Origin of the sequence: Corynebacterium sp. (genome assembly GCF_030532325.1) — a bacterium.
GTDB lineage: Bacteria > Actinomycetota > Actinomycetes > Mycobacteriales > Mycobacteriaceae > Corynebacterium.
Map to the genome: position 1 here is coordinate 1 of NZ_JAUNLS010000006.1, position 21,471 is coordinate 21,471.

The 21,471-nt window shown below is 67.0% G+C and carries 15 protein-coding genes and 2 pseudogenes; 12 read left to right on the top strand and 5 right to left on the bottom strand.

The window, feature by feature from the left end; translation table 11 throughout:
- Positions 1 to 301: pseudogene (locus Q4E25_RS04780) on the bottom strand (transcription termination factor Rho); the annotation flags it as partial.
- A gap of 332 nt (positions 302 to 633) precedes the next feature.
- Positions 634 to 762, bottom strand: a pseudogene (locus Q4E25_RS04785) (hypothetical protein); the annotation flags it as partial.
- Positions 763 to 1,077: 315 nt separating this feature from the next.
- On the opposite strand from Q4E25_RS04785, the gene Q4E25_RS04790 reads away from it, so the two are divergent.
- The 5 genes from Q4E25_RS04790 to Q4E25_RS04810 all read left to right on the top strand — a co-directional run bounded on the left by Q4E25_RS04790 (position 1,078) and on the right by Q4E25_RS04810 (position 6,606).
- Positions 1,078 to 2,862: a long-chain fatty-acid--CoA ligase gene (locus Q4E25_RS04790; RefSeq protein WP_303154639.1), complete on the top strand. Its 1,785-nt coding sequence runs from the start codon at positions 1,078 to 1,080 to the stop codon at positions 2,860 to 2,862.
- A 68-nt stretch (positions 2,863 to 2,930) separates the two neighbouring features.
- A complete protein-coding gene (gene moaA / locus Q4E25_RS04795) occupies positions 2,931 to 4,064 on the top strand; it encodes a GTP 3',8-cyclase MoaA (protein ID WP_303154640.1) in 1,134 nt (377 codons plus the stop codon).
- Positions 4,065 to 4,092: 28 nt separating this feature from the next.
- Entirely contained in the window at positions 4,093 to 5,430 is a 1,338-nt protein-coding gene (locus Q4E25_RS04800; protein ID WP_303154642.1) for a molybdopterin molybdotransferase MoeA, read from the top strand.
- A gap of 103 nt (positions 5,431 to 5,533) precedes the next feature.
- The gene (gene moaC, locus Q4E25_RS04805; RefSeq protein WP_303154643.1) at positions 5,534 to 6,013 is read left to right on the top strand and encodes a cyclic pyranopterin monophosphate synthase MoaC; all 480 of its coding nucleotides are present in this window, start codon (positions 5,534 to 5,536) and stop codon (positions 6,011 to 6,013) included.
- Positions 6,007 to 6,606 (top strand): molybdenum cofactor guanylyltransferase, encoded by a 600-nt coding sequence (locus Q4E25_RS04810; protein WP_303154644.1) that lies wholly within the window; start codon positions 6,007 to 6,009, stop codon positions 6,604 to 6,606. Before moaC ends, Q4E25_RS04810 begins: the two co-directional genes overlap by 7 nt.
- On the opposite strand, the gene Q4E25_RS04815 is transcribed toward Q4E25_RS04810, so the two are convergent.
- Positions 6,603 to 7,085: a molybdopterin-binding protein gene (locus tag Q4E25_RS04815; protein WP_303154647.1), complete on the bottom strand. Its 483-nt coding sequence runs from the start codon at positions 7,083 to 7,085 to the stop codon at positions 6,603 to 6,605. The genes Q4E25_RS04810 and Q4E25_RS04815 overlap by 4 nt on opposite strands.
- Positions 7,086 to 7,370: 285 nt before the next feature.
- On the opposite strand from Q4E25_RS04815, the gene Q4E25_RS04820 reads away from it, so the two are divergent.
- The 5 genes from Q4E25_RS04820 (at position 7,371) to narI (ending at position 15,794) form a co-directional block, all read left to right on the top strand.
- Complete coding sequence (locus Q4E25_RS04820; RefSeq protein ID WP_303154649.1) at positions 7,371 to 8,696, top strand: NarK/NasA family nitrate transporter; 1,326 nt, start codon at positions 7,371 to 7,373, stop codon at positions 8,694 to 8,696.
- A 50-nt stretch (positions 8,697 to 8,746) separates the two neighbouring features.
- Positions 8,747 to 12,496: a nitrate reductase subunit alpha gene (locus tag Q4E25_RS04825; protein WP_303154652.1), complete on the top strand. Its 3,750-nt coding sequence runs from the start codon at positions 8,747 to 8,749 to the stop codon at positions 12,494 to 12,496.
- A complete protein-coding gene (gene narH / locus Q4E25_RS04830; RefSeq protein ID WP_303154655.1) occupies positions 12,496 to 14,109 on the top strand; it encodes a nitrate reductase subunit beta in 1,614 nt (537 codons plus the stop codon). The genes Q4E25_RS04825 and narH overlap by 1 nt, the downstream gene beginning before the upstream one ends.
- A gap of 170 nt (positions 14,110 to 14,279) precedes the next feature.
- Positions 14,280 to 15,002: a nitrate reductase molybdenum cofactor assembly chaperone gene (gene narJ, locus Q4E25_RS04835; RefSeq protein ID WP_303154819.1), complete on the top strand. Its 723-nt coding sequence runs from the start codon at positions 14,280 to 14,282 to the stop codon at positions 15,000 to 15,002.
- A gap of 9 nt (positions 15,003 to 15,011) precedes the next feature.
- A complete protein-coding gene (narI, locus tag Q4E25_RS04840) occupies positions 15,012 to 15,794 on the top strand; it encodes a respiratory nitrate reductase subunit gamma (RefSeq protein ID WP_303154656.1) in 783 nt (260 codons plus the stop codon).
- Positions 15,795 to 15,830: 36 nt separating this feature from the next.
- Here narI and Q4E25_RS04845 read toward each other — a convergent pair whose 3' ends face one another.
- Together Q4E25_RS04845 and Q4E25_RS04850 are read right to left on the bottom strand one after the other, a co-directional pair.
- Positions 15,831 to 17,252 (bottom strand): multicopper oxidase domain-containing protein, encoded by a 1,422-nt coding sequence (locus Q4E25_RS04845; RefSeq protein WP_303154658.1) that lies wholly within the window; start codon positions 17,250 to 17,252, stop codon positions 15,831 to 15,833.
- Positions 17,245 to 18,534, bottom strand: a complete 1,290-nt coding sequence (locus Q4E25_RS04850; protein ID WP_368502605.1) for a beta-carotene 15,15'-monooxygenase — start codon at positions 18,532 to 18,534, stop codon at positions 17,245 to 17,247. The genes Q4E25_RS04845 and Q4E25_RS04850 overlap by 8 nt, the downstream gene beginning before the upstream one ends.
- 115 nt (positions 18,535 to 18,649) lie before the next feature.
- Between Q4E25_RS04850 and modA the strand changes: the two genes are divergently transcribed.
- Both modA and Q4E25_RS04860 read left to right on the top strand, forming a co-directional pair.
- On the top strand, positions 18,650 to 19,438 hold the full coding sequence (gene modA, locus Q4E25_RS04855; RefSeq protein ID WP_303154661.1) for a molybdate ABC transporter substrate-binding protein: 789 nt from the start codon (positions 18,650 to 18,652) through the stop codon (positions 19,436 to 19,438).
- Between the two features lie 14 nt (positions 19,439 to 19,452).
- Positions 19,453 to 21,396: an ATP-binding cassette domain-containing protein gene (locus Q4E25_RS04860; RefSeq protein WP_303154663.1), complete on the top strand. Its 1,944-nt coding sequence runs from the start codon at positions 19,453 to 19,455 to the stop codon at positions 21,394 to 21,396.
- Positions 21,397 to 21,471: the final 75 nt, after the last annotated feature.

Below are 21,471 nucleotides of genomic sequence, written 5' to 3' on the forward strand. Positions count from 1 at the left end.
CACCATTATTGTTGCCACCATTGTTGTCACGGTGGTTATCGCGGTTGTGGTGGGACTTCTCGCCCTCGTGGCCCTCGTGCTGGCCACCGTTCTGACCGTTGTGACCACTGTCGTTGTGGCCGTTATCGTGACCGCCCTCGTTGTGGCCGTTGTCGCCGTTGTTGGCCTTGTTGTTTTCCTCGCGGGCCTCGCGCTCCTGGCGGCGGGCGCGGTTGCGGCGGGCGCGGCGGGCCTGAGAGCGCGACTCGTAGCGGTGCTCACCGTGCTCCTCGCCGCCCTTGTTCGCGCCACCCTTGTCCACGCCGCGGTGGTGGCCGGGGCCTGCGTCTCGGGCTTGTGGTCGGTGCTCTTGTTCTCGGCAGCAGCCTGCTCCTCGGCAGCACCCTCCACGGAGCCGGCCTTGCGGGTGGCCTTGCGCGCGCGGCGCGGCTCCTGCTCTGGCTCCTTGGCGCTGTCTGCGGTGGGCTTCTCGGCTGTGTCGGCCTTCTCGGGCTTGCCAGACTTGTCAGTCTTCTCGGCCTTCTCCGGCTGGGCGGGAGCCTCAGCCTTCGCCGCTGCGCCCTTGGCCGGCACCTGTCCGGTGGTCAGCGCGGTAATGAGGTCCCCCTTGCGCAGTCCAGAAACGCCGCGAAGTCCGCGCTCCGCCGCAAGCTTGCGCAGTTCCGGCAGCTTCAGGGATGCCAGGTCCTGTGCTGCGGTCTTGTCCGTTGTGCTCACGGAAATCCTTTCGTCGCTTGACCAGCGCGCGTACCGAAAGGGCACGTGCAACGCCGCACCGTACGCCGCTGGAAGCCAGTGTGTAATTTAAGGTGATTCCGCCGCCACGATCCGCATCCTCTGCGGGCGCGGGCAGAAAGTAGTGTCATGCACGCATGCCCAGCTCAACAACCAGTGAGCATCACGCGATGGAAGGCGACTGCGAGCGTTCTCATCCGGCAGCAGCGCCCACGGCGCTGCGCGATGACCGGGATGTGCTCGGTTCTGCGGGGAAGTGCATAATCAACGTCTCCGCCAGTCGCCGCTCACTATACCGCATAGCACACACGCGCTCATACTGACACCGCTAAAGTGGTACGCATGCTGTCGACGATGCAGGACATTCCGCTCTCCCTCACCCGGATTCTCACCTATGGTTCCACCGTTCACGGCCACACCAAGATCACCACGTGGCACAGCGAATGGCCCGGTGAGGAGCGTGAGGAGACCACCTTCGCGGAGGTCGGGGCGCGCGCCGCTGCCTTCGCGCACGCGCTGCACGACGAGCTCGGCATCACCAGCGATGAGCGCGTGGGCACATTGATGTGGAACTGCGCTGAGCACCTCGAGGTACTCTTCGCCACCGCCTGTAAGGGCGCGGTCATTACCCCGCTGAACAAGCAGCTGATGAATGACCAGATCCGGCACATCGTCAACCACGCGGAAATCCAGGTCATCGTCGCGGACCCGCGCCTGGCGGAGCAGCTCTCCAAGGTGCTGGCCGGCGTCGAGTGCGTCAAGGCTGTGGTCTTCATCGGCACCGAGACTCCCCACGTCCGCTTCCACCCGGACATTCACGTCTATTCCTACGAGTCCCTGCTCGACGGGCGCTCCACCGTCTATCAGTGGCCGGTGCTCGACGAGCGCACCGCCGCCGCGTTGTGCTACTCCACCGGCACCACCGGCGCGCCGAAGGGGGTGCTCTACTCCCACCGCGCGCTCTACCTGGAGTGCATGCAGCTTCGATCCACCGACTCTTTGGCCGTCACCCACGGCGAGACCTTCCTGTGCTGTATCCCCATTTATCACGTGCTCAGCTGGGGTGTTCCCTTCGCGGCCTTTGCCACGGGCACGCCCTTGGTGCTTCCCGACGCCAACATTTCCCCCGCCGAACTCGCCCGCATCATCGCCGCGACCTCCCCGCGCGTGGCCCACGGTGTACCCACCATCTGGATTCAGCTCTTTGTCCACTACCTCAAGAACCCGCCGGAGCGCATGACGCTCACCGAGATCTACGCCGGCGGCTCCCCCGTTCCGCCGCAGCTCATCAAGAGCTGGGAGGAGCGCTACGGCGTGGACGTGGTCCACGTGTGGGGCATGGCAGAGACCACCACCGTGGGCACCGTGGCCCGCCCGCCCTCTGGAGCCTCCGGCGAGGCGCGTTGGGCCTACCGCATCTCCCAGGGCCGCTTCCCTGCCTCCCTGCAGTACCGCGTGGTCAACGACGGCCAGGTGGTCTCCACCACTGACCGCAACGCCGGCGAAATCCAGGTGCGCGGCAACCTGGTCACCGGCTCCTACTACCACTCTCCGAGCTCCGAGCCGGGCGAGTCCGCCTCCGAGTTCCGCGGCAAGGCCGTGGAGGACGCCGATTCCAAGTTCACCGCCGATGGCTGGCTACGCACTGGCGATGTCGGCTCGGTCACCGAGGATGGCTTCCTCACCGTCGAGGACCGCGCCCGCGATGTCATCCGCTCCGGCGGCGAATGGATCTATTCGGTGCAGCTGGAGAATCTGGTCATGGCCAACCCCGTGGTCCTGGAGTGCGCGGTCATCGGCTTCCCGGATAAGCAGTGGGTGGAGCGCCCCCTGGCCGTCACCGTGCTCGCCGCGGGCATTTCGCCCACCATCGAGACCGCCGAGCGTATCCGCGAGGGCATGCGCAAGGAGCTGCCCTCCTGGATGCTGCCGGAGTACTGGACCTTTGTGAAATCCATTGACAAAACCTCCGTGGGCAAGTTTGACAAGAAGGACCTGCGCTCCCACCTCGCGGAAGGCGAATACAACATCATCCGCCTCAAAGGCCCGGGCGAGTCTCAACGCCTCGATCCTGCCGAGGGCGCCACGGAGTCCCGCCCCGCATCCACGCCGACAGGCCCCGCCTAGCTCGCTAGCCTGGTCGCGCCCGGGCGGGCGACTATTAATCCGCTATTACTCCGGCTAAAGTGTGGTTAATGTCTGATCGCGTCTTTCTCCCTACCCCCTCCCCGCGCGGGGCCGCCCGCGGCGGGGCCGACGCATCGGCTGCGGATCTCCCTCCTGCCCACGCCGATGGCCGCCGCGACTTGCTCGACCGCTACGGGCGCCAGGCCCGGGATCTCCGCGTCTCGCTGACGGATCGCTGCAACCTGCGCTGTACCTATTGCATGCCCGCCGAGGGCTTAGAGTGGATGCCCACCGAGCACACGCTCAGCGACGAAGAAACGATCCGCCTCATCCGCATCGCGGTTACCCAGCTGGGTATCCGGCAGGTGCGTTTTACCGGCGGCGAGCCTTTGCTGCGCAAGTCTTTGGAGAAGATCCTTGCGGCCACCACGCAGCTGCACACCGACGAGGGCCTGGCTCCCGCCACGGCGCTGACCACCAACGGCCTGGGGCTTCCCCGCCGCCTCGACGGCCTCATCGAGGCCGGGCTCGACCGCGTCAACATCTCGCTGGACACCGTGGACCCCGAGCTCTACGCCCAACTGACCAGGCGCGACAGGCTCAGCGACGTCTTCTCCGCCATCGAGGCGGCCACAGCCGCGCACCGCGCCGGCCGCCTGGGCACGGTCAAGGTCAACGCCGTGGTGATGCCGGGGGTCAACGAGGAGGACATCGTGCCGCTGGCGCGCTACTGCCTGGGCCACAGCGCGCAGCTGCGCTTCATTGAGCAAATGCCGCTGGGCCCGCGCGATCAGTGGGACCGCGCACAGATGGTCACCGCCGAAGACATCCTGTCCCGCCTCGAGGAGGCCTTCGAGCTCCACCCGGCGCGCGAACCGCGTGGTTCGGCACCCGCCGCCCTGTGGGAGGCCACTGGCCGCGATTCCGCGACTCCGTCCGGGCGCATCGGTGTGATCGCCTCGGTGACGCATCCCTTCTGCGGCAGCTGTGATCGCACGCGCCTGACCACCGACGGCGCCGTGCGCAACTGCTTATTTGGTAACTCGGAGACTTCGCTGCGGGCTCTCATGCGCGAGGGCGCCAGCGACACCGAACTCGCGCGGGCCTGGGCCGGGGAAATGTGGGCCAAGCTGCCAGGCCACGGCGTTAACGACGAAGGCTTCTTGCAGCCGGATCGCCCCATGTCCGCCATTGGCGGGTAGGCGTAGGCTGCGCTGTTAGGCTGTTGGCGTGCTGAATTCTTCTCATTCGCCTCATTCTTCTTCCCGCGGTGTGGAAGAGCACTTTGATGCCGTGATTGACACGGTGCTCGACACGGTGCCGAGCGCAGCCGGCCTGCCCAGCGAGGAGCGCGGCGTGGACGCCTCCGTGGTGGGGCTGGTGCTGGCGCAGGACGTGCGCGCCGCCATTCCCCTGCCGCCTTTTAGCAACTCCGCAATGGACGGCTTCCTCGTCCACGCCGCCAGTATTGACAACGGCCAGGGCCCGTGGACGCTTCCGGTAGCAGGCGACGTTCCCGCCGGCGGCAGCCCGCGGGAGGTACCCGTCGGCCAGGCAGTGCGCATCATGACCGGTGGGCCGGTGCCCGAGGAGCACGCCGATCTCTGCGTGGTCCCGGTGGAGCTGACCACCACCCCGGCGGGCCCGCAGCCCTTGCCGCAGGAGGTGACCATCACCCAGGCGCCGCATCGGCGCAACATCCGGGCCCGCAGCGAGCACATCTGCCAAGGCGAGATTATTGCGCGCGCGGGCGAGCTTATCGACGCCGGAACTCTCGCCGCCCTGCTTTCAGCCGGGGTGAACCGGGTGAGCGTTTATCCCCGCCCGCGGGTAGGCGTGATCTCCACCGGCGCGGAGCTGGGTGAGGGGGTGGGGGCCGAGGGAGCGTCGCCAAGCACGGCCACCCCACGCACAGCCACTACCGCGCAGAGGGCAGGCACGCGCATCCCCGACTCCAACGGCCCCATGCTCAGCGCGCTGGCGCGCCAGGCAGGGGCGGAGGTCGTGACCACTCGCCGCAGCGGCGACCACGCCGAGGAGCTGGCCGCCGTGCTCGATGAGCTGGCCGGGCAATGTGATCTCATCGTCACCACCGGCGGGGTCTCGGCGGGTGCCTTCGACGTAGTGCACGACACCCTGGGCCACACCCCGGGCGCGTGGTTCGGGCACGTGGCCCATAAACCCGGCGCCCCGCAGGGCTACGGCAGCTGGGAGGGCACGCCGGTGCTCTGCCTGCCGGGCAACCCGGTGGCGGCGTTCATGTCCTTTCATCTCTACGTCAGCCAGGCGCTGCGCGTGCTTGCCGGCCACCCACGCCCGGGCTCGCCCTGGCAGCGGCCGTATCTGCCCGCGGCGATCGACGCCGCCTCCTTCCCGGCGGCTGCCCCGGCGAAGACCACGCTCGTGCCCGTGCAGCTCGACTCTCACGGGGAGCGCCCCGTGGCCACGCCCTTTAGCCACCGCAGCCTGGGCAGCCACCTCGTGGCCTCGCTCTCGGGCACGCACGGCTTCGCGGCCCTGGATGCCGGGGAGGAACTGGCAGATAGTCTGCGCGTCTACCTCTTCTAGGCCGCGCATGGCCGCTCAATGAGGCTGAGTGTTTCAGCCGCCCCCGACTCTTAAATCTTCGCGATTTTCACGCGTCTTATCACCGTCTGAAGGAGATTCATCCATGAAGTTCACCCATCTCAACGAGTCCGGCTCGGCCTACATGGTCGACGTCACCGAGAAGCAGCCCACAGTGCGCTCGGCCACCGCGCAGGGCGAGATAGCCTGCTCGCCCGAGGTGCTCGCCGCGCTGCGCGATGGCACCGTGCCCAAGGGCGACGTGCTCGCCGTGGCGCGCGTTGCCGGCATTTCCGCCGCCAAGAAGGTCCCGGATCTGTTGCCGCTGGCGCATACCATCGGCGTGCACGGCTGCTCGGTGGACATCACCCTGGCTGAGGATCACGTCTTCATCGAGGCCACCGTGCGCACCGCCGACCGCACCGGCGTGGAGATGGAGGCACTCACCGCGGTCTCCGTGGCCGCACTGTCTGTCATCGACATGGTCAAGGGCGTGGACCGCTCCGCCTACATCCGCCGCTGCGGCATCACCGCCAAATCCGGCGGGCGCTCCGGTGACTGGTCCCGCGAGCTGCCCGAATGCTAGCGCCAGCGTTGGGCGGCGGTGCCGGGCTGGGCGCCATCATCGTGGCCGGCGGCCGCGGCAGCCGCATGGGCGGGGTGGACAAAGCCAGCGTGCGCGTCGGCGGGGTGCGTATGCTCGATCGGCTCATGCACCACCTGCCCTATGGGGCGGATACCGTGGTGGTTTCCCCGCACTGGCTGGGCACCCCGCAGGTCTGCGAGACCCCGCTCTATGGCGGGCCCGCCGCCGGTATTGCGGCTGGCTACCGCTTTCTGGCCGCGCGCTCCTCGGCCAGCCGGGTGGCGGTGCTCGCGGTCGACGCACCCGAGTCCCCCTTGGTGCTGCCCCAGCTCCTCGTAGCGCTGGAGAAGGCCCCTGCCGTGGAGGCGGCCGTGGCCGCGAACCAGGGCCAGCTGCAGCCGCTGTGCGCGCTGTGGCAGGCAGAAGCTTTGGGCCGCGCGATCACGCGCCTGGGCGAGGTGCACAATCGCTCCGCGCGCTCCCTGCTGCGGGCGGCCGGGCCCCTGGCCGTGGTGCCGGTGGGCGAGGAGATCCGCGACTATGACACGCTCACGCAGCTGCGCGCCTACGAGCACCGCGTGACCGGAGCTTAAGAGCGCTGCCCGCAGCTACCCAGGATGTCCGGTAGCAGCGGCAGCACCACGCCGAGGGTGTCCTCCACCGCGCCGCGGGAGGAAGCACTGTTGATAATGAGGGTGCCGCCGTGGCGGTCTAGCCCGATGATGCCGCGGCACAGCCCGGCCTTGGGCGAGTTCTTCAGGCCCTCCATGAGCACCTGGGTCTCCAGCCCGTGCAGGCGCAGGCGCACGTAGCGCGCGCTGACCTCCGGGGTGAAATTGCCCTCGTGGACGCCGGTGGCCCCGATGATCACTACCACGCGATGGCCCGCGGTGAGGGCGGCGCGGAGGGCGCGGTCAATAGCGCCTTCTTCCTCAGCCACGACCTGCAGGCTATCCACCGCGCAGTTGGCCGCTTCTAGCATCTCTTGCGCGCGCAGCCCGGCTGCATTGTCTCTTTCCCCTCGGCGCACTCTATCGGAGGCCACGATGATGGATGTCGTCCACGGGATCATGTGAGTTCCTTCAGCTTCTGTGTGATTGTTGCTCTGTGACTGTGGCTGTGCCTGCGCGGGCTGTGGCTGTACAGACTGTGGCTGCGCGGGAAAGCACCGCATTGCGAACTCTGCAAAACCGAACCTTCACAGAAAACCGTCCTAGCTGGGTCGTCGTCAAGCCGCGATTTTCGCAACATTTATGTGCCCATATTTTCCACGGCTTTCTTTTTGTTAAATGTCATATTAACGAACTTCCTCGGGTAATTTAAGGATCACAGGTTCACTTCGACCAATAGAGGATCCATGACAACTCTCACTACCTCAGGCAAGGTCATCCAGGGATGGGACCCGGAAGATCCCGCCCGCTGGGACTCCAAGATTGCCTGGCGCACACTGTGGATTTCCACATTCGTACTCATCATCGGCTTCGCCACCTGGTACCTGGTATCCGCCATCGCGCCGATGCTCAACCAGATCGGCTTTGACCTCAGCAAGTCTCAGCTCTACTGGCTGACCTCCATCGCAGGCCTATCCTGCGGCCTCTTCCGCCTCCTGTTCATGTTCCTGCCGCCCATGATTGGCACCCGCAAGCTGGTCAGCCTCTCCTCGCTGCTGTTCATCATCCCCATGCTGGGCTGGTTCTTCGCAGTGCAGGACACCTCCACCCCGTACTGGTGGCTGCTGACCCTGTCCTTCCTTTCCGGCATCGGCGGCGGCGTGTTCTCCGGCTTCATGCCCTCCACCGGATACTTCTTCCCCAAGCGCATGTCCGGCACCGCCCTGGGCATCCAGGCCGGCATTGGCAACTTCGGTATCTCCTTCATCCAACTCGTCGCCCCCTGGCTCATGGGCTTTACCCTGCTGGGTATCGGCTTCGTCGCCCCGCAGCGCACCGAGGCCGGCGAGATCTTCGTGCACAACCCGGCCATCTTCCTCGTGCCCTGGGCCATCGTCGGCGCCATCATCGCCTGGATGCTGCTCAAGGACGTCCCGGTCAAGGCCAACTTCCGCCAGCAGATCGACATCTTTGGCAACAAGAACACGTGGATCCTCACCGTGGTCTACCTCATGACCTTCGGTGCCTTTTCCGGCTTCGCCGCCCAGATGGCGCTGCTCATCAACCAGACCTTCGGCGCCGATTCCCAGTTCGCCGGCTCCTACGAAAACCTGCCCAAGGGCGCGGCCTTCGCCTTCCTCGGCCCACTGATCGGTGCTTTGGTGCGCGCCCTGTGGGGCCCGCTGTGCGATAAGTTCGGCGGCGCCATCTGGACCTTCATCGGCTGCGCGGGCATGACCGTGTTCACCGCCGTGGCTGCACTCTTCCTCAACCCCTCCAGCCCGGATCAGTTCTGGTGGTTCCTGGGCGCGATGCTCATCATGTTCTTCTTCACCGGCCTGGGCAACGCCGGCACCTTCAAGCAGATGCCCATGATCCTGCCGCCGCGTCAGGCCGGCGGTGTCATCGGCTGGACCGGCGCCATCGGCGCCTTCGGCCCCTTCGTCGTGGGCGTACTGCTGTCCATGATGCCGGCCGCCGCCTTCTTCTGGGGCTGCGTGGTCTACTTCGCCATCACCACCGTCCTGGTGTGGATCTACTACGCCCGCCCCAACGCGCCCTTCCCCGGCTAGGAACACCCGCGCACCTTTCTCCCCGCAACTTTTCTCAAGGAGATTAAGACATGGCTAACCACGTCGAGCCCGTCGACGGCAAACTCAACCCCCTCTTCAAGCTGGGCGCCTACCTACGCAAGGGTGAGGCCAGCGACTCGGGCCAGCAACTCTTCCTCCGCGGCGGCCGCCAGGCCGACGTCTTCTACCGCAACCGCTGGGCCTTTGACAAGATGGTCCGCTCCACCCACGGCGTGAACTGCACCGGCTCCTGCTCCTGGAAGGTCTACGTCAAGGACGGCGTGATCACCTGGGAGTCCCAGGCGGTGGACTACCCCACCACCGGCGCCGACATGCCGGAATACGAGCCGCGCGGCTGCCCGCGTGGCGCCTCCTTCTCCTGGTACACCTACTCGCCCACCCGCGTGCGCTACCCCTACGCCCGCGGCGTGCTGGTGGACATGTTCCGCGAGGAAAAGGCCAAGCACGACGGCGATTCCGTTCTGGCCTGGAAGGCCATCCAGGAGGATCCGGACAAGCGCCGTGCCTACGTCTCCCAGCGCGGCAAGGGCGGCCTCATCCGCATCTCCTATGAGGAAGCCATCGACATCGCGGCCGCTGCGCACGTCTACACGCTGCGCAAGTACGGCCCCGACCGCATCTTCGGCTTCACCGTCATCCCCGCCATGTCGCAGGTCTCCTACGGCGCGGGCACCCGCTTCCTGCAGATGATCGGCGGCGTGGCGCTGTCCTTCTATGACTGGTACGCCGACCTCCCGCCGGCCTCCCCGCAGACCTTCGGTGACCAGACCGACGTGCCGGAATCCGGCGACTGGTACAACTCCTCTTACCTCATGATGTGGGGCTCCAACATCCCGGTCACCCGCACCCCGGACGCTCACTTCATGGTCGAGGCCCGCTACAAGGGCACCAAGGTGGTCGTGGTCTCCCCGGACTTCGCGGATAACACCAAGTTCGCCGACGAATGGGCCCGCATCGAGCCCGGCACCGACGCCGCCCTGGCCTTTGCCATGGGGCATGTCATCCTCAAGACCTTCCACGTGGAGCGCCAGGAGCCCTACTTCCTCAACTACATGCGCAAGTACACCGACGCGCCCTTCCTCGTCACCCTAGACGAGCGCGCCGACGGCACCTACACCCCAGGCAAGTTCCTCACGGCCGCCGAGCTGGGCGGCGACCCCTTGGCTCACTCCCCCAACGCCGAGTCCCGCACCCTGGTGATGGAAGCCAACGGCCGCGTGGTGGACCCGGGCGGCACCATGGCCGACCGCTGGGACATGGACTCCGCAAAGTGGAATCTCTCTCTTGACCACGCCGATCCGGTGATGTCCATCGCCGAGACCGATGAGTTTGGTACCGCAGAGGTGCTCTTCCCGCGCTTTGATCTCGACGCCGACCTCGAGGCCGACTCCGCCGACGGAGGCAACGGCCCCATCGGCGCGGGCATCGTCCACCGCGGCGTGCCCGTGCGCGAGGTCGACGGCCGCAAGGTCACCACCGTCTTCGACATCATGCTCGCCCACTACGGCGTCGAGCGCCCCGAGCTCACCCTGCCCGGCAGCTGGCCCAAGGACTTCTTCGATGCCAGCGAGGTGGGCACCCCGGCCTGGCAGGAGGAGCTCACCGGCGTGCCGGCCGAGACCGCCATCCGCATCGGCCGCGAGTTTGCCCAAAACGCCGCGGACTCTCAGGGCCGCTCCCAGATCATCATGGGCGCTGGCGTGAACCACTACTTCCACGCCGACACCATCTACCGCACCTTCCTGGCGCTGACCTCGATGTGCGGCACCCAGGGTGTCAACGGCGGCGGCTGGGCGCACTACGTGGGCCAGGAGAAGCTGCGCCCCATCAACGGCTGGACCCAGTGGGCCATGGCCACCGACTGGCAGCGCCCGCCGCGCCACATGATCTCCACTGGCTTCTACTACTTCGCCACCGAGCAGTACCGCTACGACAACTCGCGGGCCTCCCACCTGGGCTCCCCGCTGGCCAGCCGCGGCAGCATCGGTGACAAGATGGTTTCCGACACCATGGCCGAGTCCATGCGTCGCGGCTGGATGCCGGCCTACCCGCAGTTCAACAAGAACAACCTCATCATCGCCGAGGAGGCCAAGCAAGCGGGTAAGGAAATCACCGACTACGTCGTGGAGAAGCTGGGCAGCGGTGAGTTGGAATTCTCCTACGATAATCCCTCGGCCGAGGAGAACTGGCCGCGCATCCTGCTCAACTGGCGTACCAACCTGCTGGGCTCCTCCGCCAAGGGCACCGAGTTCTTCCTGCGCCACCTGCTGGGCGTGGACTCCGACGCTACCGCCGAGGAGCTCAGCGAGGAAGATCGTCCCAAGACCATCAGGTGGGTCGATAAAGCCCCCGAGGGCAAGCTCGACCTCATGATGACCACGGACTTCCGCAACACCTCCACCACCCTGGTCTCCGACATCATCATGCCGGCGGCCACCTGGTACGAGAAGCACGACATGTCCTCCACGGACATGCACCCCTACCTGCACTCCTTCAACGCGGCTATCAACCCGCCGTGGGAGGCGCGCACGGACTTCGAGGTCTTTAGGGATCTCGCCGCCTCGCTCTCGGATAAGGCGGTGAAGTGGCTGGGTACTCAGACCGACATCATCACCCAGCCCTCGCACCACGACTCCCCGGATGAAATGGGCATGCCGCGCGGCGTGGTGCCGGACGTCGACAAGCAACACCTCATCCCGGGCAAGACCATGCCCAAACTGCACGTTGTCGAGCGCGACTACACCAAGATCTACGAGAAGTGGACACACCTAGGTCCCCTGCCCGCCACGGCCGGCACCGGCGTGCACGGCACCAAGTTCGATGTGTCCAAGCAGGTCAAGGAGCTCGAGCTCATTTGTGGTACCTCGGAGACCTCCCAGGGCCAGCTGGTGGACCTCACCAAGGACACCAAGGTCATCAACGCCATCCTGCACCTTTCGGGTGTCTCCAACGGCGAGCTGGCCAAGCAGGGCTTTGAGTTCCTCTCCTCGCGCACCGGCAAGGACCTCTCCCCACTGGGCACCCCGGACGAGGACGTGCGCATCACCTGGGACTCCATCAAGGAGCGCCCGACGGAGGTCATCACCTCGCCCGAGTGGACCGCGGACAAGCGCGGCAAGCGCCGCTACACCGCGTTTAGCATCAACGTGGAGTTTGATAAGCCCTGGCACACCGTGACCGGCCGCATGCAGTACTACGTGGACCACGACTGGTTCCTCGACTACGGCGAGGCGCTGCCCATCTTCCGCCCGCCCCTGGACCACGTGCGCATGCACGGCGAGTTCGCCCCGGGCCAGACCCTGCGCAACGAGCGCGGCGAGGTCGAGGTCACGCTGCGCTACCTGACCACCCATAACAAGTGGTCCATCCACTCGCAGTACTTTGACAACCTGCACGTGCTCTCCATCTCCCGCGGCGGCCAGGTGGTGTGGATGTCCGATAAGGACGCCGCCAAGATCGGCGTGCGCGATAACGAGTGGGTTGAGGTCTATAACCGCAACGGCGTGGTCTCCGCGCGCGCGATTGTCTCCCACCGCATCCCAGAGGGAACGATGATCTGCAACCACGCCCAGGAGCGCACCGTGGGCACCCCACTCAACGAGCACACCGGGCGCCGCGGCGGCACCCACAACTCGCTGACCCGTATTTCCATCAAGCCGGTGCACATCGCCGGCGGCTACGGCCAGCTGACCTACCACTTCAACTACATCGGCCCCACCGGCAACAACCGCGACGAAGTCACACGCGTGCGCCGTCGTTCTCAGGAGGTTACGTACTAATGAAAGTCATGGCGCAAATCTCCATGATCATGAACCTGGACAAGTGCATCGGCTGCCACACTTGTTCAGTGACCTGCAAGCAGGCATGGACCAACCGCGAAGGCACCGAGTACATCTGGTTCAACAACGTGGAGACCCGCCCGGGCGTGGGCTACCCGCGCACCTGGGAGGACCAGGAGAAGTGGAAGGGCGGCTGGCAGCGCACCGCCAGCGGCAAGCTCAAGCCCAAGGCGGGCGGGCGCCTGAAGAAGCTGGCCACCCTCTTCCACAACCCCAACCTGCCCACCATCCAGGACTACTACGAGCCCTGGTCCTACCAGTACGAGGACCTCATGGGCGCCAAGCCGGGCCAAAAGACCCAGCCCACCGCCAAGCCTGTGTCCCAGATCGACGGCCGCGAGATCAACAAGATCGAGTGGTCCTCCAACTGGGACGACAACCTGGGCGGCTCCACGGAGACCCTGGACCAGGATCCCACGCTGCACGCGATGAACCTCAAGGTCAAGAAGGAGATCGAAGACTCCTTCATGTTCTACCTGCCGCGCATCTGCGAGCACTGTCTCAACCCCACGTGTGTGTCCTCCTGCCCCTCAGGCGCGATGTACAAGCGCACCGAGGACGGCATCGTGCTGGTGGATCAGGATCGCTGCCGCGGCTGGCGCATGTGTGTCTCCGGCTGCCCCTACAAGAAGGTCTACTTCAACCACAAGACGGGCAAGGCCGAGAAGTGCACCCTGTGCTACCCGCGCCTGGAGGTGGGCCAGCCCACCGTGTGCTCCGAGACCTGCGTGGGCCGCCTGCGCTACCTGGGCGTCATCTTCTACGACGCCGACCGCGTCGCCGAGGCCGCCGCCACCGAGAACGAGCAGGACCTCTTCGAGGCACAGAAGTCCATCATGCTCGATCCCCACGATCCCGAGGTGGTGCGCGCCGCCCAGGCCGAGGGCATCCCCCACTCCTGGATCGACGCCGCGCAGAACTCGCCCATCTACGATCTCATCTTCACCTACGGCGTGGCCCTGCCGCTGCACCCGGAGTTCCGCACCCTGCCGATGGTCTGGTACATCCCGCCGCTGTCCCCCATCGTGGACCAGGTCAGCGCCACCGGTAACGACGGCGAGGACCACAAGATCCTCTTCAGCGCGCTGTCGAACATGCGCATCCCGCTGGAGTACCTCGCGGGCCTGTTCACCGCGGGTGACACCGTCCCGGTGGAAAAGTCCCTGCGCCGTCTGGTGGCCATGCGCTCCTACATGCGCGATATCAACCTGGGCAACGAGCCCCAGGAGGAGATCGCCCAAGCCGTGGGCATGACCGGCAAGGACATGGAGGCGATGTACCGCCTGCTGTCCATTGCCAAGTACGACGACCGCTACGTCATCCCCACCGCCTCCCCGGAAACCCCGCGTGGCATCTCCTCGCTGGATCCCTTCGGCGGGGTGGACCCGGCGCGCAGCAGCGACGAGATCTTCCACGATCTGGGCATGGGCGCGCCGGAGGCCTGCTCCCCGGGCGCGGGCGGGGCCGGCCAGCCGGTCTCGCTGATGTCCTGGACTGGGGATCGCCCGGATGCCATGTTCCCGCCCCGGCGCGAGGGCGAGGCGCACGCCTAAGCCGCGGCGCAGAGAGCAAGGACTACAGAGCAAGGACGACGAAGAGGAATATCGTTGAGAAACTGGCGCGGCGCCTTCCGGCCACCACGCCCGGCGCCGCGCGCACCGGGGCGCATCACGCAGGCGCGCCGCTGGATGACGCCATCGCGGGCTTCGGCACCCCAGCCGGCATCGGCTCCGCGGGCGGGGCGAAGGACCTCAAGCGCACCGCGCGCACGCACACCGGCCCGGTGCCCACGGACTTCGTGGAGCCGGTGAGCCTGAGCGAAGAGCAGCGCCGCACCGTAGCAATGGCCGCCGCCGTGCTCCTGCACTACCCCGGCGCGGACTACCTGGAGCGCCTGCGCGTGGTGGAGGACTCCGTGCGCGAGCTGCCGCGAGAGGTGACCGAGCGTTGTGCAGAGTTCGCCGCCTGGGCCCGCGAGGCTGGGCTGCGCGGCGTCGAGGAGCACTACGTGGACACCTTTGACCAGCGTAGGCGCTGCTCGCTCTACCTTTCCTACTACGCGGTGGGCGATACCCGTCAGCGCGGCATGGCCATTCTGGCCTTTCGCCAGCAGCTGGAGTCCATGGGGCTTATCCCCAGCGAGGACGAGCTGGCGGATCACCTCTGCGTGGTGCTGGAGGCCGTGGCCATGACCGAGGGCGCCCAGCACGCCCACGCCGTGGAGATGCTGGCCAGCCACCGCCAGGGCCTGGAGGTCCTGCGCGCCGCGCTGCTCGGCCTGGGCTCTCCCTTTGCCGCGCTGATTACCGCCGTGTGCGCCTCCCTGCCCGCGGTGGATCCCGCCACCGCCCAGAAATACGTCGACCTCATCCGCACCGGCCCGCCGGCGGAGATGGTGGGCATTGCCGATCTTCCCTTCCCAACCTCCCAACCCGACTACGTTTAAGGACCACCCATGGACTACTTCACTAACTTCCTCTGGGGCGCATTCCCGTGGTTGGCCATTGCCGCCTTCGTCGTGGGCATCTTCTGGCGCTGGCGCACCGACCAATTTGGCTGGACCACGCACTCCTCACAGATCTACGAATCCAAGCTCCTTCGCTTGTCCTCCCCGCTCTTCCACTGGGGCATGGTCTTTGTGGTCATCGGCCACATCATGGGCCTGGCCTTCCCCAAGTCCTGGACGCGGGCGGTGGGCATTAGTGATTCCGCCTACCACCTCATTGCCACAATCCCGGGCACCATCGCGGCTGCGGCCGTGGTGCTGGGCTTCATTGGCCTGCTCTACCGGCGCATTGTCAACCGCTCGGTGTTCTTGTCCACCTCGACCTCCGATAAGGTGATGTACCTCGTGCTGGGCCTGGCCATTGCCTCCGGCACCATCGCGACGGTCAGCACCCAAGTCTTCGGCGGACCGCACGGCTACGACTACCGCGAGACCATCTCGCCGTGGCTGCGCGATCTGCTGGTGTTTAACCTCCACCCGGAAACCATGGTGGATGTGCCCTGGCAGTTCCAGGTGCACGTGCTCTGCGGCTTCACCATCATCGCCGTGTGGCCCTTTACCCGCCTGGTGCACGCCTTCTCCGCGCCGGTGGGCTACGTCACCCGCCCCTACGTGGTCTACCGTTCCCGCGATAACCGCACCACGGACATGCGCGGCCACACCGCCTGGGAGCCGGTGCGCTCCCACCGCGCGCAGCTCGACGCCAGCGAGACTCCCTCGCACGGCGCCTAGCGCGCTGGCCGGCAGCCCACCTGCCGGCCGCCTGTGCTACTCGACGACGATCTTGCCGTGCTGGCCCTTCTCCGCGTTGGTCATGATGTGATTGACAAAGCTGTAGGTGCCTGGCTCGTTGAAGGTCATCTCCACAAACCCGCCCTGGGCGGGCAGCAGGTCTAGGGCCTGCGAACCGGCGTCTTCCTTATCCCGGATAAGGTAGGCGCCTTCCTTGTAGACGGTCTCGAATTGCTCGCCCACCACGTGGAAGCTCAGCGGCTGATCGGGGCCCACGTTAACCAGCCAGATGCGGATCTTCTCCCCCACCTTCGCTGTGAGTGGGTCGATATCGTACTGGTTGGGGTAGTAATTGAAGGCCATGAGGTCGAAATCGCCCGCACTCACGCGCTCGGGGTCCGCGCCCTCGGTGCCGAGGAAGACTTCATCAGCCACCATGGCGTACTCGGCGTCGACGGGGCCAAGCGCGTCGGCGCCGCGCGGGTCGATGATCACCATGCCGGCCATGCCGTTGGCGATGTGCAGGCTCATCGGGTCCGTCGAGCAGTGATACATCCACGCCCCGGCGCGGTGCGCGGTGAACTCATAGGTCAGCGACTCCCCCGGCTGGATGGTCTTCATGTTGCTATCTGGGGTGACCTCGCCGGCGTGGAAGTCCACGGAATGGCCCATGCTGCCCTTGTTGACGATGGTGATTTTGAAGCGATCCCCCACCTTGCCGCGCAGGACGGGCCCGGGGTTCTGGCCGTTGAACAGCCAGCGGGTCTGGGTCACGCCGGGGGCGACTTCGAGTTCTTCCTCGGTCATGGTCCAGGTCTCCTCGTGCAGCTCGCCGCCGGCGGGCGGCAGGGCGGCGTCGAAGGCCGCAAAGTTATCCCGCGGGGCGGTGCGCTCGGCGGCGGAGGGGACCTCGATAGGCGCGGAGGCCCCGTGCGCGTGACCGGCGCCGGTGTTGCCCTCCGCCATGGTGGCGGCCGAGCCCGCGCCGCTTTCTGCACCCACGTTGACGTTGAAGACCATGCCCTGCATCTTGTGCCCGGCGATGGTGCAGTAGCCCTCGACGCTCTGGCTGATCACGCCGGCGTCGAGCTGCACGCTATCGCCCGGATCCACGCGGCCGGTCTCGGCCTCGCCGATCTTAAGATCGTGGACCTGATCGCCGGTGTTGGTGAAGTTGACCACCAGGCGGGAGCCGGCCGGCACGTCCACGGAGTTGGGCACGAAGGCCATGCCTTCCACAGAGACGTCCACGGTCACCGCCTCACCGCTGGCCACCATGTCCCCGCTGCCGGCGGTGCCGGAGTGCTTCCACACGGTGGAGTTCATCACCGCCAGGGCGCTGACCGCGATGAGCGCCACGACGATGATCACCCACGAGAGCGTGCGGGCTCTCTCCGGGGACAGCGAGGCCTGGGCGGGCTGACCGGCGGCCGGCGGTGTGGAAGGGTTCTTAGGCATGAGCCTCTCCTTTTTCTTCGGTGGTGGAGCTGGGGTGCTTCCCCAGCGCGAGAAGGATGAGCACGACGGTGGCCCCCAGGCCTAACCCCATCATGATAAGCCCGGCGTTTTCAGCCCCGAAAAGGCAGGCCACGCCACCGGCGTTGATGAGTGCCAGGCGGAGGTAGCCGCCGCGCTGGGCGGCTTGCTGCCGGGCGCGCACGGTGTCCGGCCCGCCGCCGAGCAGCACGGGCAGCAGGTGCTGGGCCACACCGGTGACCATCTGCAGAAGAGCCGCGCCCACAAAGACCGGCATGAGCAGAAGCGTTGCCCCGCGCGGGTACTCGCCCACCAGGGCCAGCGCGGCATCCGCGGCGCACACGGCCAGCATCCACACCAGGCCGGCGATGACGGCCAGCGCGGCGATACTCATGCGGCCGCGCAGCACGCCGGCCAGGACCGGCTGGATGACGGACAAAACCGCGAGCACCACGAAGAGCTGCGCCATGCCGGCGGCCACGCTCAGCCCCACCGCGTAGAGAAACATCGCGGCGCTGAGCCCCACGCAGTGCACCACCAACGCGCGCAGGCACCGCGCAGCCGCCTGCCCGGCGATCCTGGTGCCCGTCAGGGTGGGAAGCAGGGTGACCACCGTGGCCACGATGGTCATGAGGGCAAAGCCCCACACCATCCCACGGGAGTGGGCGGCTACCAGGGCGGAGTAGTTCCCCAGCCCGTTGCCCGCGGCCAGTACGAGCAGCGCGGAGATCACCATGGCCACACAGGCGGCCAGGTACCAGGGCACGGTCACGGCGAAGGAACCGGTCAGCGCCCCGCGCAGGCAGCGGTAGATGACCGCGAACTGCCAGCCCAGCGCCACAATCACCAGGAGGCTGGCCGCCGTGGAGGCAACGCCCCAGTCATAGCCCGCCCGGTCCACCAAGAGCAGCACGAGTGCGGCCTGCACCAGGGCCACGCGCGCGGCCACGCCGCGGTAGCCCCCGGCCGGGGTGCGGGTCAGGGCCTGGCTAAAGTGCGTGCCCAGCACCACGATGGCGGTGGTCAGTGCGCCGATGGTCAGCGGGTGAATGAGATCCCACCACACCACGGGTGCGCCGAGCACGCCGGCCACGTAGATCCCCATGCCGCACAGGATCCACAGCCCCACCACTGCGCCCGCGATGCGGAACCAGCGGCCGCGGGCGCGCAGGGATGCGGCAAGGGAGACATCCCGGGAGGTACCACCGGCAGCATGCCGGGAGCCTTCACCGGAGACAACACTGAGCCCAAGGTTATTTTTCACGGACTTAATCGTAGTAAACTTTCAGGCACCAAGGAAGCGCCCGCATTCCCGCCCGCCAGCGCCCCGCGCGCACTAGTGTGTGATGCAGCCGCCCCACAACCGGAGGAGCCCCTTGATGCACAGCACACCCCACCACCCGCGCCGTGCGGCCGCAGCGGCTGCGCTCATTGTGAGCAGCGCGCTGACCTTGAGCGGCTGCGCCAGCCAGCCCGCGGATACACTCCAGGTCTTCGCGGCCTCCTCCACCCGGGTGCTCAACGAGGATCTCCAGGCGCAGTCAGAGATACCCCTGGCCTTTAACAACGGCGGTTCTTCTGAGCTGGTCCACACCATCCACGAGGGCGCGCCGGCCGATCTCCTGCTCACCGCCTCCGCCGCCACGATGGACATGGCCGTCCACAACGGCGACGTGGACGCCCCGCGCACCCTGGCCACCAACACCATGGTCATGGTGGTTCCGCGCGGAAACCCGGCGGGTATTAGCTCCATTCACGATCTCACCGACGACACCCGCCTGGTACTCTGCGATCCCCAGGTGCCTTGCGGTGATACTTCCCAGCGCATCATGCAGGAGGCAGGCCTTAACGTCAGCGCCGATTCCCTCGAGGGCCAGGTGGCCGACGTCCTGGGAAAGGTTGCCTCCGGTGAGGCCGACGCCGGCTGGGTCTACTCCACCGACGCCGCCGCCAGCGATGACGTGGAAGCCATCGAAATCGACGGAGCCGAGCGCTTCCGCAACGAGATCAAGGGCGCGGTGGTCAGTGCTAGCTCCCGCCGGGAGGAGGCCCAGGCGCTGCTGGACCTGCTGGCCACGGAGTTCAGCGAGTCCTGGCGCGCGCACGGTTTCAGCCCCGCGGACAGCCCTTCCCCCTCAACTGCATCCCGCCCATCACGCGACACGTAGAATCAACGGATCTGATGCCAGATTCACCCACGCCCACCCCGCACACCGGCGCCGTGCGCGGCCCGCTTACCGAGGCCCCCGCGCGCTTCCCGCTGCCGGTCGCCCTCGTGGCACTACTCGCCGCGGCCTACATCCTCGCCCCCGTGCTGGCCTTGGGCACCCGCGTTCCCTGGAGGAATCTGGGCAGCCTGCTGCGCACCCCGGAGACAGCCGACCTAGTGCGGATCACCCTCAGCTCCGGGCTCATCGCCACCGCTGTGTCCACCGTGCTGGGCACCTGCCTGGCGCTGTGGCTGCAGCAACTGCGCGGCAGCGCCCCGCTGGCCCGCGCGCTGGTCTACCTGCCCCTGGCCATGCCCCCGGTGGTTGGCGGCCTGGCGCTTACCGCGCTGCTGGGGCGCCAGGGCCTACTCTCGCCGCTGCTGGCGGCCACGGGCATTCAGCTTGCCTTCGCCTTCTCTGGGGTGGTGGCCGCGCACACGTTTGTCACCATGCCCTTCGTGGTGGTGGCGGTGGATTCCGCGCTGCGCCACCTCGATCCGGAGGTTCACGCCAGCGCTCGGGCGGTGGGCATTAGCCCCTGGCGCATCCTCAGCCGCATTACTACCCCGGCCATCGCCCCGGCCGTGCTCAGCGGCGCTGCTCTGGCCCTGGCCCGCTCCCTGGGGGAATTCGGCACCACCATCACCTTCGCCGGATCCATGCCCGGGGTCACGCGCACCATGCCCAGCGGCATCTACCTTGCCCGCGAGGTCAGCGCCGATCACGCCTACGCCCTGTCCGCGCTACTCATTGGCCTGGCGCTCGTCGCACTCATCATCGCTGCCGCACCCGGGCTGTGGGCCTGGACCCGCGCCCACCGCAGTACCCAGACCCCCAAGCACACCGAGGCGATGGACGTGGCCGCCTTGCGCGATCTCACCGCCGCCGACAACGCCACGCTTGACGACGTCCTCCTCGACACCCCCTCCCACCACGTGCGTTTCCCGGGCGGCGCTACCACGGCGGTCATCGGCCCCAACGGCTCCGGCAAGACCACGCTCATGAGTTTTCTGGGCGGCAGGTTCAGCGGCGCCACCGTGCGCGGCGGCCACGGGGAGGCGGACCACGCGGACGCAACCGCACGCACGAGCCACCGCGCGCAGATCGTGATGCTCACCCAGCGCCCCGGACTGCCGCCGACGGCCACCGTGCGCCAAGCGCTGACCATGGTCACCGGCAATGCCTCCCGCACCGAGGAGCTTCTGCGTGCCGCCGGGCTGAGCGGCTTGGGCCACGTGCGTGAGCTCTCCGGCGGGCAGGCCGCCCAAGTAGCCCTCTTGCGCGCGCTGGCCGCCCGGCCGCAGGTCTTGGTCCTCGATGAGCCCTTTGCCGCCATGGATGTCGCAGCCGCCGCGCGCTGGCGCTACTTCTTGTCCACCGCCTCCGGCACACGCACCCTCGTGCTGGTCACCCACCGACTGGAGGACGTCACCGCACTGGCCAGCGAGCTACTCGTCATGGACAACGCCCAGGTGCGCGCCCAGGGTCCCGCACGCGCTCTGCTTGCTCAGCCGCCAACGGCCTTCGTTGCCGAGCTGCAAGGCGTGAACTTCCTCGAGGGCAGCGTAGACGGGGAGTTCTTTTCCTGCGGTGGGCTGCGCGTTCCGCTAAGTTCCATCGAGCACGCCAGCCTCACACCCGGCTACTCCGGCCCCGTCTGCGCCACGTGCAGCGACGAGGACGTCGTCGTGGTGCCCGAGGCACGCGATGCTGCCACTACGGGAGCACCCGGGAAGACCACAGCAGAAACCACCGTGGTGGCGCTGACCCACGAGGGCGGCAAAGACGTGCTCATCCTCGAGCTTGCCGGGCAGCGCCTGCGCGCTGCTGCCCCCGCGGGCCACCCCGCAGGCGGGCCCGGCTCCTTAGTGCGCGTTGCGGTTTCCAACCTGCGCGTCTATCCAAAAATGTATTAATTAGCCAGGTTTTGCGCACGTAGTGGCAGATATCGCATATCCAAATTTGTAAAAAATAGGGGTAGGGGCGGTAAA

Excerpts from the sequence above, each read along its gene's own strand:
- Q4E25_RS04790 (WP_303154639.1), top strand. The coding sequence starts at position 1,078 with ATGCTGTCGACGATGCAGGACATTCCGCTCTCCCTCACCCGGATTCTC.
- moaA (WP_303154640.1), top strand. The coding sequence starts at position 2,931 with ATGTCTGATCGCGTCTTTCTCCCTACCCCCTCCCCGCGCGGGGCCGCC.
- moaC (WP_303154643.1), top strand. The coding sequence starts at position 5,534 with ATGAAGTTCACCCATCTCAACGAGTCCGGCTCGGCCTACATGGTCGAC.
- Q4E25_RS04810 (WP_303154644.1), top strand. The coding sequence starts at position 6,007 with ATGCTAGCGCCAGCGTTGGGCGGCGGTGCCGGGCTGGGCGCCATCATC.
- Q4E25_RS04815 (WP_303154647.1), bottom strand. The coding sequence starts at position 7,085 with ATGATCCCGTGGACGACATCCATCATCGTGGCCTCCGATAGAGTGCGC.
- Q4E25_RS04820 (WP_303154649.1), top strand. The coding sequence starts at position 7,371 with ATGACAACTCTCACTACCTCAGGCAAGGTCATCCAGGGATGGGACCCG.
- Q4E25_RS04825 (WP_303154652.1), top strand. The coding sequence starts at position 8,747 with ATGGCTAACCACGTCGAGCCCGTCGACGGCAAACTCAACCCCCTCTTC.
- narH (WP_303154655.1), top strand. The coding sequence starts at position 12,496 with ATGAAAGTCATGGCGCAAATCTCCATGATCATGAACCTGGACAAGTGC.
- narI (WP_303154656.1), top strand. The coding sequence starts at position 15,012 with ATGGACTACTTCACTAACTTCCTCTGGGGCGCATTCCCGTGGTTGGCC.
- Q4E25_RS04845 (WP_303154658.1), bottom strand. The coding sequence starts at position 17,252 with ATGCCTAAGAACCCTTCCACACCGCCGGCCGCCGGTCAGCCCGCCCAG.
- modA (WP_303154661.1), top strand. The coding sequence starts at position 18,650 with ATGCACAGCACACCCCACCACCCGCGCCGTGCGGCCGCAGCGGCTGCG.
- Q4E25_RS04860 (WP_303154663.1), top strand. The coding sequence starts at position 19,453 with ATGCCAGATTCACCCACGCCCACCCCGCACACCGGCGCCGTGCGCGGC.